This is a genomic window from Streptomyces sp. NPDC051020 (assembly GCF_040683105.1).
In the GTDB taxonomy this organism is placed as follows: domain Bacteria; phylum Actinomycetota; class Actinomycetes; order Streptomycetales; family Streptomycetaceae; genus Streptomyces.
The window spans coordinates 19,770-40,476 of record NZ_JBFBCG010000006.1 but is presented as its reverse complement, the minus strand read 5'-3'; the positions used below and the strand labels follow the sequence as shown (position 1 = coordinate 40,476).

At 68.5% G+C, this 20,707-nt stretch carries 16 protein-coding genes, 1 pseudogene and 1 riboswitch; of the genes and pseudogenes, 7 read left to right on the top strand and 10 right to left on the bottom strand.

What is annotated here, in order from left to right; genetic code table 11:
* Positions 1 to 121 precede the first annotated feature (121 nt).
* The 9 genes and pseudogenes from AB0N06_RS05300 to gcvT form a co-directional block, all read right to left on the bottom strand.
* Positions 122 to 1,132, bottom strand: coding sequence for a terpene synthase family protein (locus tag AB0N06_RS05300; protein WP_366133361.1), 1,011 nt, complete (start codon positions 1,130 to 1,132; stop codon positions 122 to 124).
* Between the two features lie 590 nt (positions 1,133 to 1,722).
* Positions 1,723 to 6,291: a carboxypeptidase regulatory-like domain-containing protein gene (locus AB0N06_RS05295; RefSeq protein WP_366133360.1), complete on the bottom strand. Its 4,569-nt coding sequence runs from the start codon at positions 6,289 to 6,291 to the stop codon at positions 1,723 to 1,725.
* Between the two features lie 189 nt (positions 6,292 to 6,480).
* Entirely contained in the window at positions 6,481 to 6,672 is a 192-nt protein-coding gene (locus AB0N06_RS05290; RefSeq protein ID WP_366133359.1) for a helix-turn-helix domain-containing protein, read from the bottom strand.
* A gap of 163 nt (positions 6,673 to 6,835) precedes the next feature.
* Complete coding sequence (locus tag AB0N06_RS05285) at positions 6,836 to 7,084, bottom strand: hypothetical protein (RefSeq protein ID WP_366133358.1); 249 nt, start codon at positions 7,082 to 7,084, stop codon at positions 6,836 to 6,838.
* A gap of 228 nt (positions 7,085 to 7,312) precedes the next feature.
* A pseudogene (locus AB0N06_RS05280) lies at positions 7,313 to 7,471 on the bottom strand (hypothetical protein); the annotation flags it as partial.
* Between the two features lie 132 nt (positions 7,472 to 7,603).
* On the bottom strand, positions 7,604 to 8,986 hold the full coding sequence (locus AB0N06_RS05275; protein ID WP_366133357.1) for an L-serine ammonia-lyase: 1,383 nt from the start codon (positions 8,984 to 8,986) through the stop codon (positions 7,604 to 7,606).
* 156 nt (positions 8,987 to 9,142) lie between these two features.
* Positions 9,143 to 10,402 (bottom strand): serine hydroxymethyltransferase, encoded by a 1,260-nt coding sequence (glyA, locus tag AB0N06_RS05270; protein ID WP_366133356.1) that lies wholly within the window; start codon positions 10,400 to 10,402, stop codon positions 9,143 to 9,145.
* A 20-nt stretch (positions 10,403 to 10,422) separates the two neighbouring features.
* Positions 10,423 to 10,800, bottom strand: coding sequence for a glycine cleavage system protein GcvH (gcvH, locus tag AB0N06_RS05265; RefSeq protein ID WP_037690095.1), 378 nt, complete (start codon positions 10,798 to 10,800; stop codon positions 10,423 to 10,425).
* Between the two features lie 69 nt (positions 10,801 to 10,869).
* Entirely contained in the window at positions 10,870 to 11,985 is a 1,116-nt protein-coding gene (gcvT, locus tag AB0N06_RS05260) for a glycine cleavage system aminomethyltransferase GcvT (protein ID WP_366133355.1), read from the bottom strand.
* Positions 11,986 to 12,129: 144 nt separating this feature from the next.
* Positions 12,130 to 12,227, bottom strand: a riboswitch (glycine riboswitch).
* A gap of 159 nt (positions 12,228 to 12,386) precedes the next feature.
* Between gcvT and AB0N06_RS05255 the strand changes: the two genes are divergently transcribed.
* The 3 genes from AB0N06_RS05255 (at position 12,387) to AB0N06_RS05245 (ending at position 15,186) form a co-directional block, all read left to right on the top strand.
* The gene (locus AB0N06_RS05255) at positions 12,387 to 13,082 is read left to right on the top strand and encodes an AAA family ATPase (RefSeq protein ID WP_366133354.1); all 696 of its coding nucleotides are present in this window, start codon (positions 12,387 to 12,389) and stop codon (positions 13,080 to 13,082) included.
* Between the two features lie 145 nt (positions 13,083 to 13,227).
* Complete coding sequence (locus AB0N06_RS05250) at positions 13,228 to 13,998, top strand: enhanced serine sensitivity protein SseB (RefSeq protein ID WP_366133353.1); 771 nt, start codon at positions 13,228 to 13,230, stop codon at positions 13,996 to 13,998.
* Between the two features lie 411 nt (positions 13,999 to 14,409).
* Positions 14,410 to 15,186 carry an enhanced serine sensitivity protein SseB C-terminal domain-containing protein gene (locus tag AB0N06_RS05245; RefSeq protein ID WP_366133352.1) on the top strand — a complete coding sequence of 259 codons (777 nt, stop codon included), beginning with the start codon at positions 14,410 to 14,412 and terminating at the stop codon, positions 15,184 to 15,186.
* 131 nt (positions 15,187 to 15,317) lie between these two features.
* Here the strand turns inward: AB0N06_RS05245 and AB0N06_RS05240 are convergent, their stop codons facing one another.
* A complete protein-coding gene (locus AB0N06_RS05240; RefSeq protein ID WP_366133351.1) occupies positions 15,318 to 15,449 on the bottom strand; it encodes a hypothetical protein in 132 nt (43 codons plus the stop codon).
* Positions 15,450 to 15,580: 131 nt separating this feature from the next.
* Between AB0N06_RS05240 and AB0N06_RS05235 the strand changes: the two genes are divergently transcribed.
* The 4 genes from AB0N06_RS05235 to AB0N06_RS05220 all read left to right on the top strand — a co-directional run bounded on the left by AB0N06_RS05235 (position 15,581) and on the right by AB0N06_RS05220 (position 20,695).
* Entirely contained in the window at positions 15,581 to 16,579 is a 999-nt protein-coding gene (locus AB0N06_RS05235; protein ID WP_366133350.1) for an ABC transporter permease, read from the top strand.
* A gap of 116 nt (positions 16,580 to 16,695) precedes the next feature.
* On the top strand, positions 16,696 to 18,477 hold the full coding sequence (locus AB0N06_RS05230; protein ID WP_366133460.1) for an ABC transporter substrate-binding protein: 1,782 nt from the start codon (positions 16,696 to 16,698) through the stop codon (positions 18,475 to 18,477).
* Between the two features lie 113 nt (positions 18,478 to 18,590).
* On the top strand, positions 18,591 to 19,589 hold the full coding sequence (locus AB0N06_RS05225) for an ABC transporter permease (protein WP_366133349.1): 999 nt from the start codon (positions 18,591 to 18,593) through the stop codon (positions 19,587 to 19,589).
* Positions 19,586 to 20,695 carry an ABC transporter ATP-binding protein gene (locus AB0N06_RS05220; RefSeq protein WP_366133348.1) on the top strand — a complete coding sequence of 370 codons (1,110 nt, stop codon included), beginning with the start codon at positions 19,586 to 19,588 and terminating at the stop codon, positions 20,693 to 20,695. The genes AB0N06_RS05225 and AB0N06_RS05220 overlap by 4 nt, the downstream gene beginning before the upstream one ends.
* The last annotated feature ends 12 nt before the right edge of the window (positions 20,696 to 20,707 follow it).

Genomic DNA, 20,707 nt, shown 5'->3' with positions numbered 1-20,707 from the left:
TCGCCGAACTCACTGGTCGTTCCACCGGGTCGGGCGAGGTCCGGCTCGGCTGGGCGCCGACCCTGCGCGCCCTGCCGCTGAGGGGCGCCGGTGACGGATCCAGCCCTCCGGGCCCGTGCGGTCAGACGGCGAAGTTCCGGGACAGGGCGGGCTGCTCGTCGATTTCCATCAGGTCGGGGCGGGTGTACCGCTCCGCCCGTGCGTGGTAATCGAAGTCCCCGCGGACGAGCCCCCGGTAGTCCTGGATACAGCGCTCCAGCGCGGCGCGCGCAGGGCCGTCGATATGAGCCGCCGCTATCTCCTCGACGAGTTCCTTCTCCGATCGCTGCACCCGGTCGGCAATCCCCGCCAGCCATGTCCCGGCCTCATTGACGGCCTCCTGGACCGAGCAGCAGCGGTCCCGCTGAATGAGCCTGACCATATTGTGCTCGTATCCGAGGACGGCTTCCTTCTCGAACGAGCAGATGTCGTTGCAGAGCCCCGAGTGATCGGTCACCGAGTTGCGCAGCGCGATATACGCGGGAAGGGATCGGGCGGATTCCGGGAGGTCTATTCCGGCAGTGATCTCGTGCAGATCGAGGAACGGCTGCATGGCCACCGAATCGCGGCGGTGCTTCACGAAGTCGGCCATGCTCGGCACATGCCCCGCGGCCCGGTCGACGGCCTCCGCGTAGTACGTCCACAGCCAGGCGACCGTGTCCCGGCGGAACTGCCGGACCCAGCGCGGCGACCGGCCGCCGCGGGTCCGCGCCATGAGGTCGTCGAGCGCGTGCTCCATGGGGCCGTTCGGTGCGCCGGTGCCGTCGAGCACGTCCACCAGCCGCGCGATCGCCTCCTCGCACAGGTGCGGGTCACGCCCGGCGGGCCCGTCGTCGAATTCGTCGTCGACCAGGAAGGCCCAGAACAGCCACTGGCAGAAGAGGTCGAGGTGTTCCTGCGACGCGGCGGGAAATATGAGTGATATCCAGAGTTCGGGACGCGTCCGGATCATTTTCTTCCGAGCCGCCGGTGTCAGCACGAGATCGTTGTCGTCCGCCCACTCCCAGGCGGCTTGTTTCGTCTTCTGAATGCCTGGATTGCAGCCCGTGCTGTCGAACGGCATATGGAACTCTGGAAGCGCAATTTTGCTCATGGTGCCCCTCGTCTGAACGTTACGAACAGGGAATGGGAGTGAGTCGAATTCGCGAAACAATGCAGGTGGCGGGGGACCGATTCTCGGAGAGCTCGTGGCTGTCCTCTTTCCTCGGCCGGGGCCGGGCGTCCGAGCCGGGCCGGTGGGCCCTCGGCGACGGAACGCGCCTTGATGGCGATCGCGTCACCGCTCGTCACGTCCAGTGAACCGTCCGCACAGCGCGCCTTGAGATCACGCGAAGCGAGCGCACCCTGATGCTCACCGACCGCACGCAGCACCTTCTCGTCCCGGGGCGTGAGGTACTTGAGACGGTCCCGGATCGCCACCCCGCAAGGCCCCGGCACCACGAAGGACGCCGCCAACTCCCGCACACCACCCACCACACCACCCCCTCCCGCAAGGGCCGGACACCCGTCACCCAGCCCAACGAGCAACAGCCGCCAAGGTCACCCATTCGACCCCAGAACCCCCGTTCCTACCCGCGCGAACCTGCCGGCAGGACTCACTCCTGCACTGTCGCCGGTACGCGAGCCGCAGACGGGAAGGGCCCGCGCCGGTGAACGGCGCGGGCCCGGTGGATCAGACTCCTCTCAGCAAGTGGTGGGGCGGAGGGCGAAGTCGGTGGTCACCGCCTCGCCCGCCTTGAGGTTCACCAGCCTGGACTGCGGCTTCCAGCCATCCTGAGCCGCGATGATCTCGACTGGGTTGTCCCTCGGAGCCCAGATGACGTACCGGCCATCCGCATCGGTCTTCAGGGTGTGGGTCCAGCCCCTCTTGCCGTTGATCTGGACGGTCGCCCCGCGCAGCGCGGTGCTGTTGCCGCGGCAGTCGACGCCGGTGACGACGCCCGTCGACTTGCCCCAGTCCTTGGGCGGCTGCACGGTCATCGTCACGTCGATCGGTGCCACGGGCGGGGTGTCCGACTTGATGCCGAGCTGGGCGGTGTACTTGCCGGGCTGCTGCACGCCCGCCGCCGTGGAGGCCTCAAACTTGACGTTCACCGTGATGCTCTGCCCGGGCTGCAGCGTCGCCGAGGTCGGGGACGCGGACAGCCACGGTACGTCGGTGACAGTGGCGCACTGGTCGAAACCGGGCAGCAGTTCGCTGTCCGGCGTCGGGGTGAAGCCGCCGGTCGAGCCACCGACCTTGACGAACCCGCACGCCGCACCCGCCCGGTAGCGGGCGAAGTTGGCGTTGGGCAGCGCCGACCAGGAGTTGGCCGCCGGGTCGTACGCCCAGCCCTGGTTGGTGACCGTTGTGGAGTTGTTGATGACACCGGTGGAGACCAACAGCAGGCCGTTCGCGGTGTCCGCGGTTGCCCCCCAGACGTCGACCGGCAGGTCGGCCATCTGGGTCCAGGCGTTCGCGCCCGGGTTGTAGGCGTACGTGCTCTTCAGCGTCGTCGGCCCGTTGCCGCCGGCGCAGTAGAGCGTGCCGTCGATCCCGCCGCAGCCCTGCCACGCCACCGCGACCGGGTACGCGGCGACCGTGGTGAACGTGTCGGCCCCGGGGTTGTACCGGACGGTCACATTGGACTTGCTGCAGTTTCCGTCCACGCAGCCACCGACCAGATAGATCTGGCCGTCGACCACCCCGATGCCGGGTGCGGCCCGCGGGGCCGGGTTGGTGCCGGCCCGGGTCTCCCACGCGTTGGTACCGGGGTCGTAGGCGTAGACCTTTGCCGACGTGTTGCCCGCCGAGTTCCAGCCACCGAAGACGTAGAGCTTGCCGTCGACGAACGTCGCTGCCGGCTTCTCCAGGCCCGCCGGCATGTCGGCGATCCTCGTCCAGGTGTTCGCCGCCGGGTCGTACACGTAGCCGTTGGCGAGGTTGGCGGCGCCGTCGGTGCCGCCAACCGAGTACACCTTTCCGTCGTACGCGGCCGCGGCGTTGTCCATGACCTTGATCGGGTAGTTGGCCGTGTTGGTCCACGGCGGCGCGTACGGGGTCGGCTCCAGGACGTCGCCGGGCTTGCTGTCGCCCCGCCAGGCGGGCGATACGCCGCCCCCCTTGACCCGGAGGTTCTGCAGGCGCGCGCCACGCGTACCGAGCTGGTCGAAGCTACCGGCCCGCTCGGACAGCTCAAACGTGGCCGGTGCGGTGCCGTCGTTGCGGATGGTGGTCGTCGCCGTCTTGGACTGGCCCAGCGTCAGAGTGCTCCCCACCGACGGCGGGGTGACGGTCAGCCGGCCCGACTTGAGTGCGAAGTCCTCCCGCGTGGCCCGGTCAGCCGCCACATCCACCGTGGACGTGACCGATTTGTACTGTTGTTTCGCCCCGGCGAACGGGTGCTTTCCGGTCAGGGTCGAGAACATCCAGTAGAAGCCGTCGCCGAGTTTGGCGTCGTCCGGAGTCGGCCCGGTCACCGCCTTCTCCGCCGGCTTGTCCTCGCTGGTCACTGTTGCATCGTTGAGCCCGGCGCCGGTGTTGCCGTCCAGCACCCGGCCGACCACCAGACCACCCGGGATCGGGTCGCAGGTCCGGTTGACGATCGACACGTTGTCCAGCTCCCACCACCATGCGTAGGTGGCCTGGTAGTGGAACCGGATCCGCACGTCGGACTTCCCGGCCGCCTGCGGCACCGGGATCTCCTCCAGCACCGGACCACGCCGGCTGGTGCTGGTCCAGTGCGACACGTTCTTCCAGGTCGTGCCGTCGTCAACGCTCACGTCGATGTCGGCGAACCCGCCGAGCGCCCGGTAGTCGCTGTTGAACCGCAGCACCGGTGCCGGTACGGCGGACAGGTCCATCGCCGGGGTGATCAGCGCGGTGTCCATCGGCTTGCCGGAACCGGCGCTGTCGCTGTCCGCAATGGCGTACGTGCCGCTGCCGCCGGTGAGGTTGCCCCGGCTCTTCGGGTCGGTGAAGTTCCAGCCGCCGTTGGGCGTGGTGTTCACCACGCTCCAGCCGGCCGGCGTGTCCCCGGACTCGAACTGCTCGGTGACGACCGGTTCGCCGTAGCCGATCTTGTACCCGGTGGCGTCGCAGGAGGTCTCGATCGCCAGGTCGAAGTTCCGCACCAGGTCGCTGTCACTGACGGTGACTTGCGCGTTGCCTTGCCGGTAAGACGGGTACATCGCCTTGACCGTCAGGCCGTACTCGGCCCCCTGCGGCAAATCGACGCTGTACGCGCCGGTCGCCGGGTCGGTGAAGACCGGGCCGCCCGGCTTGCCGGCCACGTCGATGCGCGCGTAGAGCGGCCAGCCGTGCCCGGAATCGTCCTTCACCACGCCGCTGACCTTGCGCAGCGGAACCGGGTCGAGCGCGAAGTTCGCCGTCACCGTGCCACTGTCGGGCACGGTCACCGTCGCGGACTTCGACGCGTAGCCGAATGCCGAAGCGGTCGCCTCGTGCTGACCGGTCGGCAGGGTCAGCTTGTACTCGCCCTGGTCGTCGGTGACGGTGCCGCTACCGCCGACGCGTACCGTCGCACCGGCGATCGCTCCGCCGCCGGCCTTGGTGACCTTGCCGGTCACCTCTCCCCGCGGCCCGTTCACGCAGTTGGGGAACTTCATCGAACCGATGCGGGTCTGCCAGTTGGCGGAGCTGGTCTGGGCCATGTACTCGGAGGTGAACCAGAACGTACAGCCGTCCGTCGGGTCCACCGACATCGAGCTGTAGTCGCCCCAGCGGGCCGCCGAGTGGGTCTGTGCGCCGGTCCCGGCGATCAGGGTCCGCTCGCTCTGCCCCAGTTCGCCCACCGGGTCACCGGAGAGTCGCCCGGCCACCCGGATCGACGGGAAGGATGTGCTGCCCGATGACGAGTAGCCGATGGCGATGTTGCCGGTGACGTCCATGGCCGCGCTGGCCATCCACCGGCTGTCGCCGTCCGGCGCATAGGTGCCCTGCTGATGGATAGCCCAATCGGTGGGCGAGTTGCTGCGCAGTTCGTACCACCGCACGCCGGCGTGGTCGCCGCCGACATCCACGGTGTGGTTGAGCACCATGGAGGCGTGGTCGCCGAAGTTGTGGTAGGCCGCCCGGTACATCAACCGGTCGGCGATCGCGTCCAGTCGCGCCGAGGTGCCCTGCTGCGGGATGCAGGACCGGGCGCCATTGCACATGTTCGAGTCGAACGGTGCGGTCTCCAGGGACCGGTTCGGCGCCAGGTTGTTGCCGAAGGTGGAGTTCGCCGGGTTGGTCCAGTCGACGTGGAAGTCCCACATCAGCAGCCGGTCGGTGGGCGAGGTGCCCCACGCGTCGTCGTCGAACATGGAGAACGGGTTGGGTGCCCCGGCCGGCGGCGCCTGACCCTCCGCGTCGGCGGGCAGCAGGCCGCCGAAGTCCGGACCGAGGTGGAAGTACACCATCCGGGCCGGCTCGCCGGCGAGCATCTTCTCCCGCTCGAAGGCCACCGCTCCGGCGCCGACGAAGGACGGCGCGAACTCGTTGGTGGTCATGTAGTAGGCGTCCGGCCAGATCCCGTACTTCGGGTAGTCGTTCATCCGGGTCTGGTGGTAGAGGAAGTCGTACCGGTAGAAGGCCCCGGTCGGGTCCGGGGTCTGCGAGATCGCCATGCACTGGTGGTTGCCGGCGGATCCGCCCGGCAGGGCGAACTGGGTGATCATCCAACGATCGGCGGTCTCGTCGTAGAGGACCACCGGGTCGCCGTCGTTCCTGGTCTCGCACGGTCCGCCGAAGCCGGCGAAGACCGCATTGCCCGGCAGCGGCCCGAGCAGCTTGTTGCCGCTCTTGTCGAACACGGCGTAGTGGAGGTTGACCATCTGGACGTAGTGGTTGGGGCCGACATCGCCGTTGGTGTCCGGCGGAAGCACCCCGTCGACGTTGCCGACGCCCTCGAAGTTGGCCTTGAACTCAGGTACTTGGCTGGCGGTGAAGCCACGCTGGACCTGGCTGCTGCCCTCCTTCGCGGAGGGGTTGACGGCGGCGCGCTCCAGCGAATGGGACGGCTGCACGGAGGGCTTGGCGCTGCTGCGCTTGGTGCCGCCAGGCTTCGCGGAGATGTCACGCAGCTTTGGGGAGAGGTCGTGCTGCACCGCGTCGCGTACCTTCGCCTTCGCGGCCGGCCGGGCTTCGGGTGCGGCGGGCGCCGTGTCGGTGGGCTTCGCCGTGGCTGGCAGGCCACCGACGAGCAGGGTCAACATGGCCAGGACTGCCACCAGTCCCGCTCGTAGCGTTCTTCGTCGTACACGTTGCATGGGACACTTCCTCCTTGCCGAGGCAAACTAAGGACGTCTCAGACCACGTGGGGGGTTTGGGCTACAGGGGTTCGTATTTGTCGTCCGGGCCGACTTGGTGACGTGTGCACAACAGTAAAGAGATTGTAAGGTCGGTTGAGTAGAGTGATTTCCGGACATGCGTGAGGCCGGAGCCCGGACTCATCTGCCTCAGTCGTTGAGCAGTCGCCACGGGGTGAGGGCGTGTCTGGCCCGCATCAGCCCGGTGGGCTCGGTCAGTTCGATGCCCAGGGTCTTTGCGATCGGTTCGAGTCGGCGAGCGACGCTGTTGTGGTGCAGGTGGAGAAGGTCGGCGGCTCGGCGTGGGGAGCGGGTGGCGCAGTAGGCGTCCAGAACCTCCATGTCTTCTGGGTTGCCTGCGATTCGGGCGATGGCGGCCACGTCGGCGTTGTCGCGTGAGGCGTCCTGAGGTATCTCGGCCAGCAGGGCCGGGGCGCCCAGGCCGGTGTAGCGGATGGCTGGTTCGCGCGGGGTGGTGAAGCGGAGGGCGGTGCGGGCTTGCCGGTCAGGTCGTCAGGGTCAACAGGGCGGCGAAGCAGGTGATTTCGTTGGTCTTGTCCGGCACCCGCAGCTGAGTGACGGCCATTCCGTCTGCGGTCATCGCGGCCAGCAGATGCGCGGCCGGGCTGTCGCCGGTACGCGAGCCGCGGGCGCTCTTGCCATCCACGGCCAGTGCGTCTGCCCCAGCCGGTTCCGCTCCCAACAGGTCGGCGAGCCTGCCGGGGCAGGTGGGGACACGTTCCTCTCCGGTCATGCCTGGGACCAGCACCGCCACAAGATCATGCGACTTTGAAACAGCCCTGCCCTTCCCCCCGTGTGCGCAAGCGTCACCGGCTGCCGAGCGAGAACCGGCTCGTCCGCCCGACGCTCGGTGTGCCCTTGCCGCCTCCCTGCCTGGAGTCACCAAGCTGTCCAGGTGACAGCCGCCTTGTCCCGCGCCACCGGCCGGCGCCGCGAGGGGGGCGGACGGCGTGGGGCGGGTTCAGCCGGCCATCCAGAAGAAGACCGCCGTCATTCGCTTCTCTTCGAGAGTCCGGCCCCAGTAGCCGGTGGCGCTGTGAACCATGTGGGCGCAGTGGATCAGCAACCGGTCGGCGCGGTGCGGGACCCTGATGTCCTCGGTGAAGGAGTCGGGCGCCACGACACGGTTGTGAGGGAACGTCCCGCCGCCGGTGGGACGTTCGGCCCGGATCCTCCCGGCGCCGGTTGCGCAGGAGGGGAAGGCCCTGATCGGCGCCGAAGGATGCGAACGCGCTGATCAGGGCCCATCCGCTCAGCACTCGATGATGTTCACCGCGAGCCCGCCCCGCGCCGTCTCCTTGTACTTGACGCTCATGTCCGCGCCCGTCTCCTTCATGGTCTTGATGACCTTGTCGAGAGAGACCTTGTGGTTGCCGTCACCGCGCAGCGCCATCTTCGCCGCCGTGACCGCCTTGACCGCTGCCATGCCGTTGCGCTCGATGCAGGGGATCTGGACAAGACCGCCGACCGGGTCGCAGGTCAGGCCCAGGTTGTGCTCCATGCCGATCTCGGCGGCGTTCTCCACCTGTTCGGCGGAGCCGCCGAGGACCTCGGCGAGCGCTCCCGCGGCCATCGAGCAGGCGGAACCGACCTCGCCCTGGCAGCCGACCTCGGCGCCGGAGATCGAGGCGTTCTCCTTGAACAGCATGCCGATGGCACCGGCCGCGAGGAGGAAGCGGACGACGCTGTCCTCCTTCTCGGCCTCGGTGGCGCCACCCGCGGCGAAGTTCATGTAGTAGTGCAGCACGGCCGGGATGATGCCGGCTGCGCCGTTGGTCGGGGCGGTGACGACGCGGCCGCCCGCGGCGTTCTCCTCGTTGACCGCCATCGCGTAGAGGGTGATCCACTCCATCGCGTGGGCCTGCGGGTCGCCCTCGGCGCGCAGCTGGCGTGCGGTGTTCGCGGCGCGGCGGCGGACCTTCAGGCCACCGGGGAGGATGCCTTCGCGGGCCATGCCGCGCGATACGCATGCCTGCATGACCCGCCAGATGTCCAGCAGACCGGAGCGGATCTCCTCCTCCGTCCGCCAGGCCCGCTCGTTCTCCAGCATGAGGGAGGAGATCGACAGGCCGGTGTCGCGGGAGAGCCGCAGCAGTTCGTCGCCGGTGCGGAAGGGGTACTTCAGGACGGTGTCGTCGAGGACGATCCGGTCCTCGCCCACGGCGTCCTCGTCGACGACGAAGCCGCCGCCGACGGAGTAGTAGGTCTTCTCCAGCAGCGGGGCGCCGTCGCGGTCGAACGCGAAGATCGTCATGCCGTTGGCGTGGTAAGGGAGCGCCTTGCGGCGGTGCAGGACCAGCTGCTCGTCTGCGTCGAAGTCGATCTCGTGCATGCCCAGCAGGTTGATCCGGCCCGACGAGCGGATCGCGTCCACCCGGTCGTCGGCGGACTCCACGTCGACGGTACGGGGGGACTCGCCCTCCAGGCCGAGCAGGACGGCCTTGGGCGTGCCGTGGCCGTGGCCGGTGGCGCCGAGCGAGCCGAACAGCTCGGCGCTTATGGAAACGGTGTGGGCGAGCAGGCCCTCGTTCTTCAGGCGGCGCGCGAACATGTGGGCCGCGCGCATCGGGCCGACCGTATGGGAGCTGGACGGGCCGATGCCGATCGAGAACAGGTCGAAGACCGAGATGGCCACGGTGTGACTCCTAAGGGGTTGGTAGACGCCGTTGTCTGCCGGGCGGTGCGGTACGGACCGGTCGGTCCGAAGAGCGGCGGGACAAGGGTGGGGGCACCGCGCTCACTGTCCAGTGTGCGTGGTGCCCCGCCCCAAACGTACGAAAAGTGACCCGGACTACTTCAGACCGGGGTACAGCGGGAACTTCTCGGCCAGCGCGATCACGCGGGCCTTGAGGTCGTCGGCGTCGTACGTCGGCTTGAGTGCCGACGCGATGATCTCGGCGACCTCGGTGAAGTCCTCGGCCTGGAAGCCGCGGGTGGCCAGGGCCGGCGTGCCGATCCGCAGACCCGAGGTGACCATCGGCGGCCGCGGGTCGTTCGGGATGGCGTTCCGGTTGACCGTGATGCCGAGCTCGTGGAGCCGGTCCTCGGCCTGCTGGCCGTCCAGCTCCGAGTTGCGCAGGTCGACGAGGACCAGGTGCACGTCCGTACCGCCGGAGAGGACGGAGACGCCGACCTCGGTGACGTCCGGCTGCACCAGACGCTCGGCGAGGATGCGGGCGCCGTCCAGGGTGCGCTGCTGGCGCTCCTTGAACTCGTCGGTCGCCGCGACCTTGAACGAGACCGCCTTGGCCGCGATCACGTGCTCCAGCGGACCACCCTGCTGACCGGGGAAGACGGCAGAGTTGATCTTCTTGGCGAGCTCCTGCGTCGACAGGATGACGCCACCGCGCGGACCGCCGAGGGTCTTGTGCGTGGTCGTCGTGACGACGTGGGCGTGCGGCACCGGGTTCGGGTGCAGACCCGCGGCCACCAGGCCCGCGAAGTGCGCCATGTCGACCATCAGGTACGCGCCGACCTCGTCCGCGATGCGGCGGAAGGCGGCGAAGTCCAGCTGACGGGGGTAGGCGGACCAGCCGGCGACGATGAGCTTCGGCTTGGACTCCTTGGCCAGGCGCTCGACCTCGGCCATGTCCACGATGCCGGTGTCGTCGACGTGGTAGGGGACCACGTTGTAGAGCTTGCCGGAGAAGTTGATCTTCATGCCGTGGGTCAGGTGACCGCCGTGGGCCAGGTTCAGACCCATGATCGTGTCGCCCGGCTTCAGCAGCGCGAACATCGCGGCGGCGTTGGCCTGCGCACCCGAGTGGGGCTGGACGTTGGCGGCCTCGGCGCCGAACAGCGCCTTGATCCGGTCGATGGCGATCTGCTCGACCACGTCGACGTGCTCGCAGCCGCCGTAGTAGCGGCGGCCCGGGTAGCCCTCGGCGTACTTGTTGGTGAGGACGGAGCCCTGAGCTTCCATGACCGCGACCGGAGCGAAGTTCTCCGAGGCGATCATTTCGAGGGTGGACTGCTGACGGTGGAGCTCGGCGTCGACGGCGGCGGCGACGTCCGGGTCCAGCTCGTGGAGGGAGGAGTTGAGAAGCGACATCAGGTGGTCCCTTGGGGTCTTTAGTTGCCGGAGAACTCGGTGTACTCGTCGGCGGAGAGCAGGTCCTTCGGCTCCTCGGCGACGCGTACCTTGAACAGCCAGCCGCCCTCGAAGGGAGCGGAGTTCACCAGCGACGGGTCGTCCACGACGTCCTGGTTGGAGGCGGTGACCTCGCCGGTCACCGGCGAGTACAGGTCACTGACGGACTTGGTCGACTCGAGCTCGCCGCAGGTCTCGCCCGCGGTCACCGTGTCACCGACCTCCGGGAGCTGGGCGTAGACGACGTCACCGAGCGCGTTGGCCGCGAACTCGGTGATGCCGACCGTGGCCACACCGTCCTCGAGGGCCGACAGCCACTCGTGCTCCTTGCTGTAACGCAGCTGCTGGGGGTTGCTCATGACCTGAATTCTCCTGTACGCGGGGGAGTGCTGATGAACGACGGTCTTACGGTGTGAGACGCGACTGCGTCACTTCTGGCGCTTGTAGAACGGCAGGGCGACGACCTCGTACGGTTCGTGGCTGCCACGGATGTCCACTCCGACGCCCGTGGTCCCGGGCGCGGCGTGCGCGGCGTCCACGTAGGCGATGGCGATCGGCTTGCCGAGCGTCGGCGACGGGGCGCCGGAGGTGACCTCGCCGATGACCTGGCCCTCGGCGACAACGGGGTAGCCGGCGCGCGGCACCCGGCGGCCCTCGGCGATCAGACCGACGAGCTTGCGCGGCGGGGCGGTCTCGGCGCGCTCGGCGGCGGCCTCCAGGGCCTTGCGGCCGACGAAGTCGCCCTCCTTCTCGAACTTCACGACCCGGCCGAGACCGGCGTCGAACGGGGTCAGCTCGGTGGTCAGCTCGTGCCCGTACAGCGGCATGCCCGCCTCCAGGCGGAGCGTGTCGCGGCAGGACAGACCGCACGGGATCAGGCCACGGGAGGCGCCCGCCGCCGTGAGGGCCTGCCAGAGCTGCTCTGCGTGCTCGGGGGCGACGAACAGCTCGAAGCCGTCCTCGCCGGTGTAACCGGTACGGGCGATCAGCGCGGGCACACCGGCGACGGTGCCGGGGAGGCCCGCGTAGTACTTCAGACCGTCCAGGTCGGCGTCGGTGACCGAGGCCAGGATGGCGGGGGACTCGGGGCCCTGGACGGCGAGCAGCGCGTACGCGTCGCGGTCGTCGCGCACCTCGGCGTCGAACCCGTCGGCGCGGGCGGTCAGCGCGTCCAGCACGATCTGGGCGTTCCCGGCGTTGGCGACGACCATGTACTCGGTCTCGCCCAGCCGGTAGACGATCAGGTCGTCCAGGATGCCACCGTCCTCGGCGCAGATCATCGTGTAGCGGGCGCGGCCGACGGCTACGGTGCCGATGTTGCCGACCAGTGCGAAGTTCAGGAACGCCGCGGCCTGCGGGCCGGTGACGGTGATCTCACCCATGTGCGACAGGTCGAAGAGACCCGCCTTGGTGCGCACCGCGTTGTGCTCGTCGCGCTCACTGGCGTAGCGCAGCGGCATGTCCCAGCCGGCGAAGTCGGTCATGGTCGCGCCCAGCGAGCGATGCAGGGCGTCGAGGGCGGTGAGACGGGGGGCGTTGCTCATAGGTGTGGCTCCCAGGGCATGACGACGAGGACGATCCCCTCCCCATCTGTCATCGGAACCTGAGAGGTTCGCCGAGAGGCCCCCGGGGAGGGTTCGGCTTGCACCTTGGGTGGAGCCGCGGGGCGACTCGCTTTTCAGATCTGCCTCATCCACGCGGTACGGGGCCTGAGAGATTCAAGGGAGGATCTTGCTCCTTCGGCGCCCGGCACACACTGTGGCCGGAACTCTCCCGCGCGGATTCAAGCGGCCTTTATGCAGTTGGCCGGGTCATCATCGCACGCATTGCGGAAGAGTGGGGCGTCGGTACCCGATGCACGCAACGAGTAGTGGGACCGTTGTCTCGCATTACCTTTTCTTTACACTTCTTGGGCAGGTGTGGGTGAACCGACAGGGGGAGGGCGATGACGTTGCAGCGGTACGCGACGACCGCGGGGGTCGCGCACGGCGCGATGCCCGCGCAGCCGGGAGCACGCGCCCGGGAATTGCCGGGCACGCATGCGCCCGTCGTGCGGGACCTGCGTGAGCGCTCCGGGCGCAGCCCGCGCGGGCTCCATTTCCTGGCAGGCGATGTGGTGGTGGTCTCCGGGCTGCCCGGAGGCGGAAAGTCGACACTGATCCGGCGGGCGGTGGCCGTAAGGGCCATCGACTCCCAGGACACCCGGGACCGCTGGAGTAAGCGGGTGCCCCGCTTACTCCCGTACGCCCTCTACCGCCCGCTGGTCCGCATGGCCCATTACTGCGGGCTGTGGCGGGCGCTGTGCTCCGGTGAGTCCGTCGTCGTCCACGATTGCGGGACCCAGACATGGGTGCGGGGCTGGCTGGCCCGGCACGCACGACGCCGCGGCCGCACGCTGCATCTCGTGCTGCTCGACGTCACCCCTCAGGAGGCCAGGGAGGGCCAGCGCGAGCGTGGGCGCGGAGTCTCCGGATACGCCTTCGCCCGGCACCGCAGGGCGGTCGGCCGGCTGCTGCGGGACACCGAGGCGGGCGACCTGCCGCTCGGCTGCTCCTCGGCGGTGCTGCTGGACCGGGAGGCGGCCGGGATGCTGGCGCGGATCACGTTCGCCGACGCCCAGGGGATGACGGGACAGCCCTGAGGGTCCTTCTTTTCCGAACAGGACCTGCCCGCCCGGCATGATCCGCGCAGGAGAGGCGCCGGTACCCGGTCGTCCGTCAGCGCGGAGGGGCGCGCCGGAGTTACTGTTCTGCGGCAAGGCTCGGGTGAGAAGGGGAAGCAGCGCAGTGGACATTCCGGCACCGGTCCAGAGCCATCCGCAGAGCGGATGGCCGGCCAATGAGCTCGAAGAGGTGCTGGTTGCCTCGCTCGGCAGCCCGGAGGCGGGCGGCCGGCTCGTCGAAGTGCTCGGCCGCAGTCAGGTCTGGGTGCCGCTTCCCAACGGCGGGGGCCCCGATGCCCCGTCGCTCGATCTGCCGACGGTGGAGATCGAGGGCGCTCCGTACGTCCCCGTCTTCAGCTCCGAACATCAGTTCCTGCAGTGCGTCGGCACCCATATGTCCTTCACCGTGGCCCCCGCCGTCGAATTCGCCCGCGGGCTGCCCCCGCAGCTCGGCATCGCGGTCAACCCGGGCGGCGCCGTCGGCATGCCGCTGCCGCCGCCCGCCGTCGCCGAGCTCTGCCGCGCCGGACGCACCTCGCTGGACGGGCCGGCCACCGGCGGGCGGGTCCGGCTGTACGAGCCGGACTGGCAGGAGGAGCCCGTCGACTTCCTCGCGGCCGCGGCCGGGGAATTCGAGGAGAGCGGCGTCGTACGCACCGCCCGCCGGACGCTGGCCAGCATCGAGGGCGGCGATCCCGTTCTCTTCATAGGCGTCGAGTTCTCCACCTGGGACGGCGCGGGGCGCAACGCCCCGATGGACGCCCTGGGGCGCGCACTGGGCCGTGTCGAGGTGCCCTGGCCGGTCAATCTGGTCCTGCTCGATGTGGCGCAGGACCCGGTCGCCGACTGGATGCGGGCCAGGATCCGGCCCTTCTACCAGCGCGAGGGGCACTAGTGCCGTGACCGGCGATGTTTGCCCCGTGAGGAGCGTCGTCCGCCCGTAGGGCGGGCCGGGCGGCGTCCGGTGCGTGCGATCGCAAGGCGGCCGGAGGTCCTGGGGTGGGGTCTTCCCTGCTCGAACGAAGCTGAGAGCTCGGGGAAGGGGCTGCCAGGGCATGTGGCCGACGCACAGCGAGCGGCCGTGCCGGGCGGCGCGACGGGGCTGAGCCTGCCGGGAGGGGCACTGAGCGCGGAGTCCCCGACTCCGGGGATTGCGGGCGCGACACCGTCGGCCTGTGGCGTCAAGTCGGTGTCAGGGGCGCCGCATAAGCTGGTTTGATGGCTAGTGCCTCGGCCACCTGGCCGCACCCGTGTGCCCCGGGAGCGGCAGGCCGACACAGTGGATCGAAGAGGGGCGGGACCCAGGGTGAGTGCGTCAGGCACCGCGGCGGCCGGGCAGGTCGAGCACATGCTGCGCCAAGTGACGCCCGGGCGCTACGACGCGTACGAGGCACTGCTCCGGGCGCTCGCCGGCGACCGGATCTGGATGCTGCTCTGGCACGGCCGGGCGGGCTCGCCCGACGCCCAGTACGGGAACATCGAGGTGGACGGGCTGGGCTACGCGCCCTGTGTGACCTCTGCCCAGGAGCTCTCGGCCAGCGGCTGGAACCGGGACCATGAAGTGGTCACCGGACTCGACATCGCCCGCGCTCTCTTCCCGGACCGCTGGGGCATCTGGCTCAACCCACACGCCCCTGGTGGCGGCGTCGGCATCCCGTGGCTGGATCTGCGCCGTATCGCCACCGGCCTCGACCGGATGCCCGCGGGACCGCTTCGGCTCACGGAGCCGGCCATCGAGATCCCGCAGTTCTACGCCCTGCTCTCGCGGAACGCCCATCACACCCCCGCGATCCGCTCGCTGCGCCGGGCCTGGGTGCAGCCCGCGCTCGGGGTGCCGTACCTCGCCATCGGTCTCGATCTCTACGACACGGGCCAGACCTCCGTCGACGCGGTGCGCGCGATGATGCAGCAGTCGATCGGCGCGGTCCCGGACGGGCTGCCCGTTTCCACCGTCGCGATGTCCGACGAGTACGACCCGGTCGCGATGTGGCTCCGCGCCAACTCCCGCCCGTTCTACGACCGCGAGGCGCACGTCGCGCCCGCTCCCGCCGTTGGTTACGGCTACCCCCCGGTCCACGGCTGACCGGCCCGGGCGCCTGCCAATTGGCGCCGGGATGAACCCTGTTGCGGCACCTGTCCGATCTGGGCGAAGAGTGCCGACTTGGTTCGCTGGGACGATCACGGCGTCCGGATAACGGAAGCTAGCTGGTCACATCACGGTTGCGCATCCATTCCCCACCAGGGCTGGCGGGTGATCCGCGACGCGTTGAAGACTCCCCGGAACAAGAAGCGTTCGGCGCCCTGTGCGACCTGCAGCTTCTGCTTGGACCAGTTGAACTGTTCCACTCGCACCACCTGCAAACTTCCGTACCACCAGCACCAATTCGTGCGACTTGCACCTGTGATGTGAACAAGCCGCTACAGCGGCAGGCGCGGGCCGGCCACAGTCGGTCGAGCCGAGAGGGGTCCCCACAACGATGACGGCACCACTGCATGACACGACGGCCGCTGAGACCGCGGCCGTTGATGTTGCCGCGGATGTCCCCGAGAAGGCAATCGAGGGCCGGTCCCCGTGGAAGATCGCCTGGACCCGGCTCAAGCGTGACAAGCTCGCGCTGACCGGTGGATTCGTGGTGCTCTTCCTCATTGCCGTCGCACTCCTCGCGCCGGTGATCGTGAGCGCTTTCGGGCATCCGCCGAACGAGTTCCATGAGGACAAGATCGACGCGCTCTTCGGCACCCCGATCGGCTCCTGGGGCGGCATCAGCTCCGACTTCCTGCTGGGAGTCGAGCCCGTCAACGGCCGTGACGTGTTCAGCCGCATCGTCTACGGCGCACGCATCTCGCTGCTCGTGGCCTTCCTCTCCGCCATGGTCGCCGTCGCTCTCGGCACGGTCATCGGCATCGTCGCGGGCTACTTCGGCGGCTGGGTCGACGCGGCGATCAGCCGGGTCATGGACGTGATGCTCGCCTTCCCGCAGCTGCTCTTCACCATCGCCCTGGTCTCCGTGCTCCCCAACGAGCTTTTCGGCCTGGAGGGTTCGAGCGTCCGCATCGGAGCGCTGGTTCTGGTGATCGGCTTCTTCGGCTGGCCGTACGTCGGCCGAATCGTCCGCGGCCAGGCCCTCTCGCTCAGGGAGCGCGAGTACGTGGAGGCGGCCCGCAGCCTGGGCGCCGGACGCTTCTACATCCTGTGGCGCGAACTGCTGCCCAACCTGGTCGCGCCGATCACCGTGTACGCCACCCTGATGATCCCGACGAACATCCTCACGGAGGCCGCGCTCAGCTTCCTCGGTGCCGGCGTGAAGCCGCCCACCGCCTCGTGGGGCCAGATGCTCTCGAAGGCCGTCAACACATATGAGTCCGACCCCATGTTCATGGTGATACCGGGTCTGGCCATCTTCATCACCGTGCTTGCCTTCAACCTCTTCGGCGACGGCGTGCGGGACGCGCTCGATCCGAAGGGGGCCCGCTGATCCGGCCTTGGGCCGCCCGTAAGACCTGCAAGACCCCTCCCCTGCCGATCAGCCAGGAAACCATCGAAAGCCGGCGACTCCTCGTCAAGGACCGCCACAATCACGGAGGTTGCGAGATCGTGACACCCATCAGTTCATCGAGGCGCAGGCTCGTCGCGGGCTCGGCCCTCGTCGTCGCGGCTCTGCTCGGCACTGCGGCCTGCGGTGGCGGAGGCAAGGACGACAACGGCGGCGGAGGCAAGGCCGGGGCCGCGGGCTTCAACGCCGCGGTCAACAAGGTCGCCAACGCGTCCAACAAGAAGGGTGGCGAGCTGAAGTTCATCGGCACCCAGGACGCCGACTCGTGGGACCCGCAGCGCGGTTACTACGGCTTCATGTGGGACTTCGCCCGCTACTACACCCGCCAGCTGATCTCCTTCAAGGCCGAGCCGGGCGCCGCCAGCACCGAGCTGGTGCCGGACATGGCCACCGACGCCGGTCAGGTCTCGCCCGACGGCAAGACCTACACCTTCAAGCTGAAGCAGGGTCTGAAGTGGGAGGACGGCAAGCCCGTCACCTCCAAGGACCTGAAGTACGGCATCGAGCGCATCTGGGCGCAGGACGTCATCTCCGGCGGCCCGATCTACCTCCAGCAGGTGCTCGACCCCAAGGGTGAGTACAAGGGTCCCTACAAGGACAAGTCCGCGGACAAGCTCGGTCTGAAGGCCATCGAGACGCCCGACGACCAGACCATCATCTTCAAGCTGCCGAAGCCCAACAGTGACTTCCTGCAGATGCTGGCCATGCCCTCGGCCACTCCGGTCCGCGCGGACCTGGACACCAAGGCCAAGTACGGTCTGAAGCCCGCCTCCATGGGCCCGTACAAGTGGCAGGAGTACACGCCGAACAAGTCCATCACCCTCGTCCGCAACGAGAACTGGGACACGGCGACGGACACCATCCGCAAGGCCCTGCCGGACAAGATCACGGTCAAGCTGTCCACCAACTCCGACGACATGGACAACCGGCTGATCGAGGGCGAGTACGACCTCGACCTCAACGCCACCGGTATCGGCCAGGCCGCCCGCGCCAAGGTGCTCCAGCAGCACAAGGAGAACGCGGACAACCCGCAGACGGGCTTCATCCGCTACGCGGTGTTCCCGCAGACGGTCAAGCCGCTCGACAATATCGAGTGCCGCAAGGCCCTCATCTATGCGGCCGACTCCAAGTCCCTGCAGACCGCCCGTGGCGGCCCGCAGGCCGGTGGTGACATCGCCACCAACATGCTGCCGCCGGCCATCAAGGGCTCTGACCCGAAGGCCGACCCGTACGGCAAGCTCTCCGGCAAGCCGGACGAGGTCAAGGCCAAGGAAGCGCTGAAGAAGTGTGGCCAGCCGAACGGCTTCAAGACCACCATCGCGGTCCGCAACAACAAGCCGATCGAGATCGCCACGGCCGAGTCGCTCCAGCAGTCGCTCGCCAAGGTCGGCATCACCGCGCAGATCGACCAGTACGACGGTGCGCAGTCCTCCGGCATCATCGGCTCGCCCAAGGTCGTCAAGGACAAGGGCTACGGCATCATCATCATGGGCTGGGGTGCCGACTTCCCGTCCGGTCAGGGCTTCCTGCAGCCGCTGGTCGACGGCCGCTTCATCCTGCAGAGCGGTAACAACAACTTCTCGCAGCTGAACGACAAGGCCATCAACGGTCTGTTCGACCAGGCGCTGCTGGAAACCGACCCGGTCAAGGCCGGCGAGCTCTACAAGCAGATCAACACGAAGGTCACGGAGGCCGCGGTCTACCTGCCCTTCACCCACGAGAAGAACATCGTCTGGCGCGGCTCGCGCCTGACGAACGTGTACACGGCCGACGCCTACAACGGCCGCTACGACTACGCCTCCCTCGGCGTAGTCAAGTGACCGTCTGTCAGCTACACCGGCGCACCCGCCGCTAGGCTCGAAGGGCAGGTGATGGCCGTGCGCGCTGGCCGGGGAACCTTCCGAGGTTCCCCGGCCACCGCCGGGCCGACTGCATGCTTGCATATCTCATCAGGCGGCTGACCGCCGTCGTCGTGATGCTGCTCGTCGTCACTCTGGTGACGTTCGGCATCTTCTTCCTCATCCCCAAGCTGACCGGCAGTGACCCTGCCGCGATGTTCGTCGGCAAGCAGGCGGACCCGGCCTCGATCGAGGGCATCCGGCAGAAGCTGGGCCTGGGTGACCCGATCCTGGTGCAGTTCTGGCACTTCGTCTCGGGCATCTTCGTCGGCCGCGACTATGTGGGCGGTGGCGACACCATTCACTGCAACGCGCCTTGCTTCGGCTACTCCTTCCGCAACGAGCAGGAGATCTGGCCGATCCTGCTCGACCGGCTGCCCGTGACGCTCTCCATGGTCATCGGTGCCGCCGCGCTCTGGCTGATCATGGGTGTGAGCACCGGTGTGGTCTCGGCTCTGAGGCGGGGTACGGTCGTCGACCGCGCCGCGATGATGACCGCGCTCGCGGGTGTGTCCCTCCCGATCTACTTCACCGCCATGCTGGCGCTACTGGTGTTCCGTACCCAGCTCGGCTGGATCCACGGGGAGTACGTCCCCATCTCGGACAGCTTCGGCGACTGGTTCTCCGGGTTGGTGCTGCCCTGGGTCACCCTGGCCTTCCTCTACGCGGCGATGTACGCGCGGCTCACCCGCGCCACCATGCTGGAGGTCCTGGGCGAGGACTACATCCGTACCGCCCGGGCCAAGGGCCTGACGGAGCCGGTCGTGCTCAGCAAGCACGCCATGCGCTCCACCATGACGCCGATCCTCACCATCTTCGGCATGGACCTCGGTGCCCTTGTGGGCGGCGCCGTTCTCACCGAGACCGCGTTCAACCTGCCCGGCCTCGGCAACCTCGCCTTCCAGGCCATCAGCACCCGCGACCTCCCGGAGATCCTCTCCGTCACCCTCATCACCGCGGCCGCTGTCGTGCTCGCCAACCTCGTCGTTGACCTCCTGTACGCCGTGATCGACCCCCGAGTGAGGCTGGCATGACGGACATCAAGCAGACCGGGGCGGTCAACGAACCCGTCGTCTCCGGCGCTTCGGACTCGGACGTCTTCCTCGACGTACGCGACCTGAAGATCCACTTTCCGACGGACGACGGTCTGGTCAAGTCCGTCGACGGCCTGACCTTCCAGCTGGAGAAGGGCAAAACCCTCGGTATCGTGGGCGAGTCCGGTTCCGGCAAGTCGGTCACCTCGCTGGGCATCATGGGTCTGCACACGGTCGGTCAGTACGGTCGGCAGAAGGCGCGGATATCCGGCGAGATCTGGCTGAACGGCCAGGAGCTGCTGTCCGCCGACCCGGACACCGTGCGCAAGCTGCGCGGCCGCGACATGGCGATGATCTTCCAGGATCCGCTGTCCGCGATGCATCCGTACTACACGGTCGGCCACCAGATCGTGGAGGCCTACCGGGTCCACAACGACGTGGACAAGAAGACCGCCCGCAAGCGCGCGGTCGAGCTCCTCGACCGGGTCGGCATCCCCGAGCCGGGCAAGCGCGTCGACAACTACCCGCACGAGTTCTCCGGCGGTATGCGCCAGCGCGCGATGATCGCGATGGCGCTGGTCAACAACCCCGAGCTGCTCATCGCGGACGAGCCGACGACCGCACTGGACGTGACCGTCCAGGCGCAGATCCTCGACCTGATCCGGGATCTGCAGAAGGAGTTCGGCTCCGCGGTCATCATCATCACCCACGACCTGGGTGTGGTCGCCGAGCTGGCCGACGACATCCTGGTGATGTACGGCGGCCGCTGCATCGAGCGCGGTCCCGCCGAGCAGGTCTTCTATGAGCCCCAGCACCCGTACACCTGGGGTCTGTTGGGCTCCATGCCCCGCATCGACCGTGAGCAGACCGACCGCCTGATCCCGGTCAAGGGCTCCCCGCCCAGCCTCATCAACGTCCCCAGCGGCTGTGCCTTCCACCCGCGCTGCTCGTACGCGGATGTGCCCAAGGGCAACATCACCCGCACGCAGCGTCCGGAACTGAAGCTGCTGAGCGGGGACGGACCCGGCCGCCACTACTCGGCCTGCCACATGTCGCAGGAGGAGCGGACCCGGATCTGGACCGAAGAGATTGCGCCGAAGCTGTGAGCGAGACGAAGG

Bases quoted from the DNA above. Each gene is read 5' to 3' on its own strand.
- AB0N06_RS05300 (WP_366133361.1), bottom strand. From the start codon at position 1,132: ATGAGCAAAATTGCGCTTCCAGAGTTCCATATGCCGTTCGACAGCACG.
- AB0N06_RS05295 (WP_366133360.1), bottom strand. From the start codon at position 6,291: ATGCAACGTGTACGACGAAGAACGCTACGAGCGGGACTGGTGGCAGTC.
- AB0N06_RS05290 (WP_366133359.1), bottom strand. From the start codon at position 6,672: ATGGAGGTTCTGGACGCCTACTGCGCCACCCGCTCCCCACGCCGAGCC.
- AB0N06_RS05285 (WP_366133358.1), bottom strand. From the start codon at position 7,084: ATGACCGGAGAGGAACGTGTCCCCACCTGCCCCGGCAGGCTCGCCGAC.
- glyA (WP_366133356.1), bottom strand. From the start codon at position 10,402: ATGTCGCTTCTCAACTCCTCCCTCCACGAGCTGGACCCGGACGTCGCC.
- gcvH (WP_037690095.1), bottom strand. From the start codon at position 10,800: ATGAGCAACCCCCAGCAGCTGCGTTACAGCAAGGAGCACGAGTGGCTG.
- gcvT (WP_366133355.1), bottom strand. From the start codon at position 11,985: ATGAGCAACGCCCCCCGTCTCACCGCCCTCGACGCCCTGCATCGCTCG.
- AB0N06_RS05255 (WP_366133354.1), top strand. From the start codon at position 12,387: ATGACGTTGCAGCGGTACGCGACGACCGCGGGGGTCGCGCACGGCGCG.
- AB0N06_RS05235 (WP_366133350.1), top strand. From the start codon at position 15,581: ATGACGGCACCACTGCATGACACGACGGCCGCTGAGACCGCGGCCGTT.
- AB0N06_RS05225 (WP_366133349.1), top strand. From the start codon at position 18,591: ATGCTTGCATATCTCATCAGGCGGCTGACCGCCGTCGTCGTGATGCTG.
- AB0N06_RS05220 (WP_366133348.1), top strand. From the start codon at position 19,586: ATGACGGACATCAAGCAGACCGGGGCGGTCAACGAACCCGTCGTCTCC.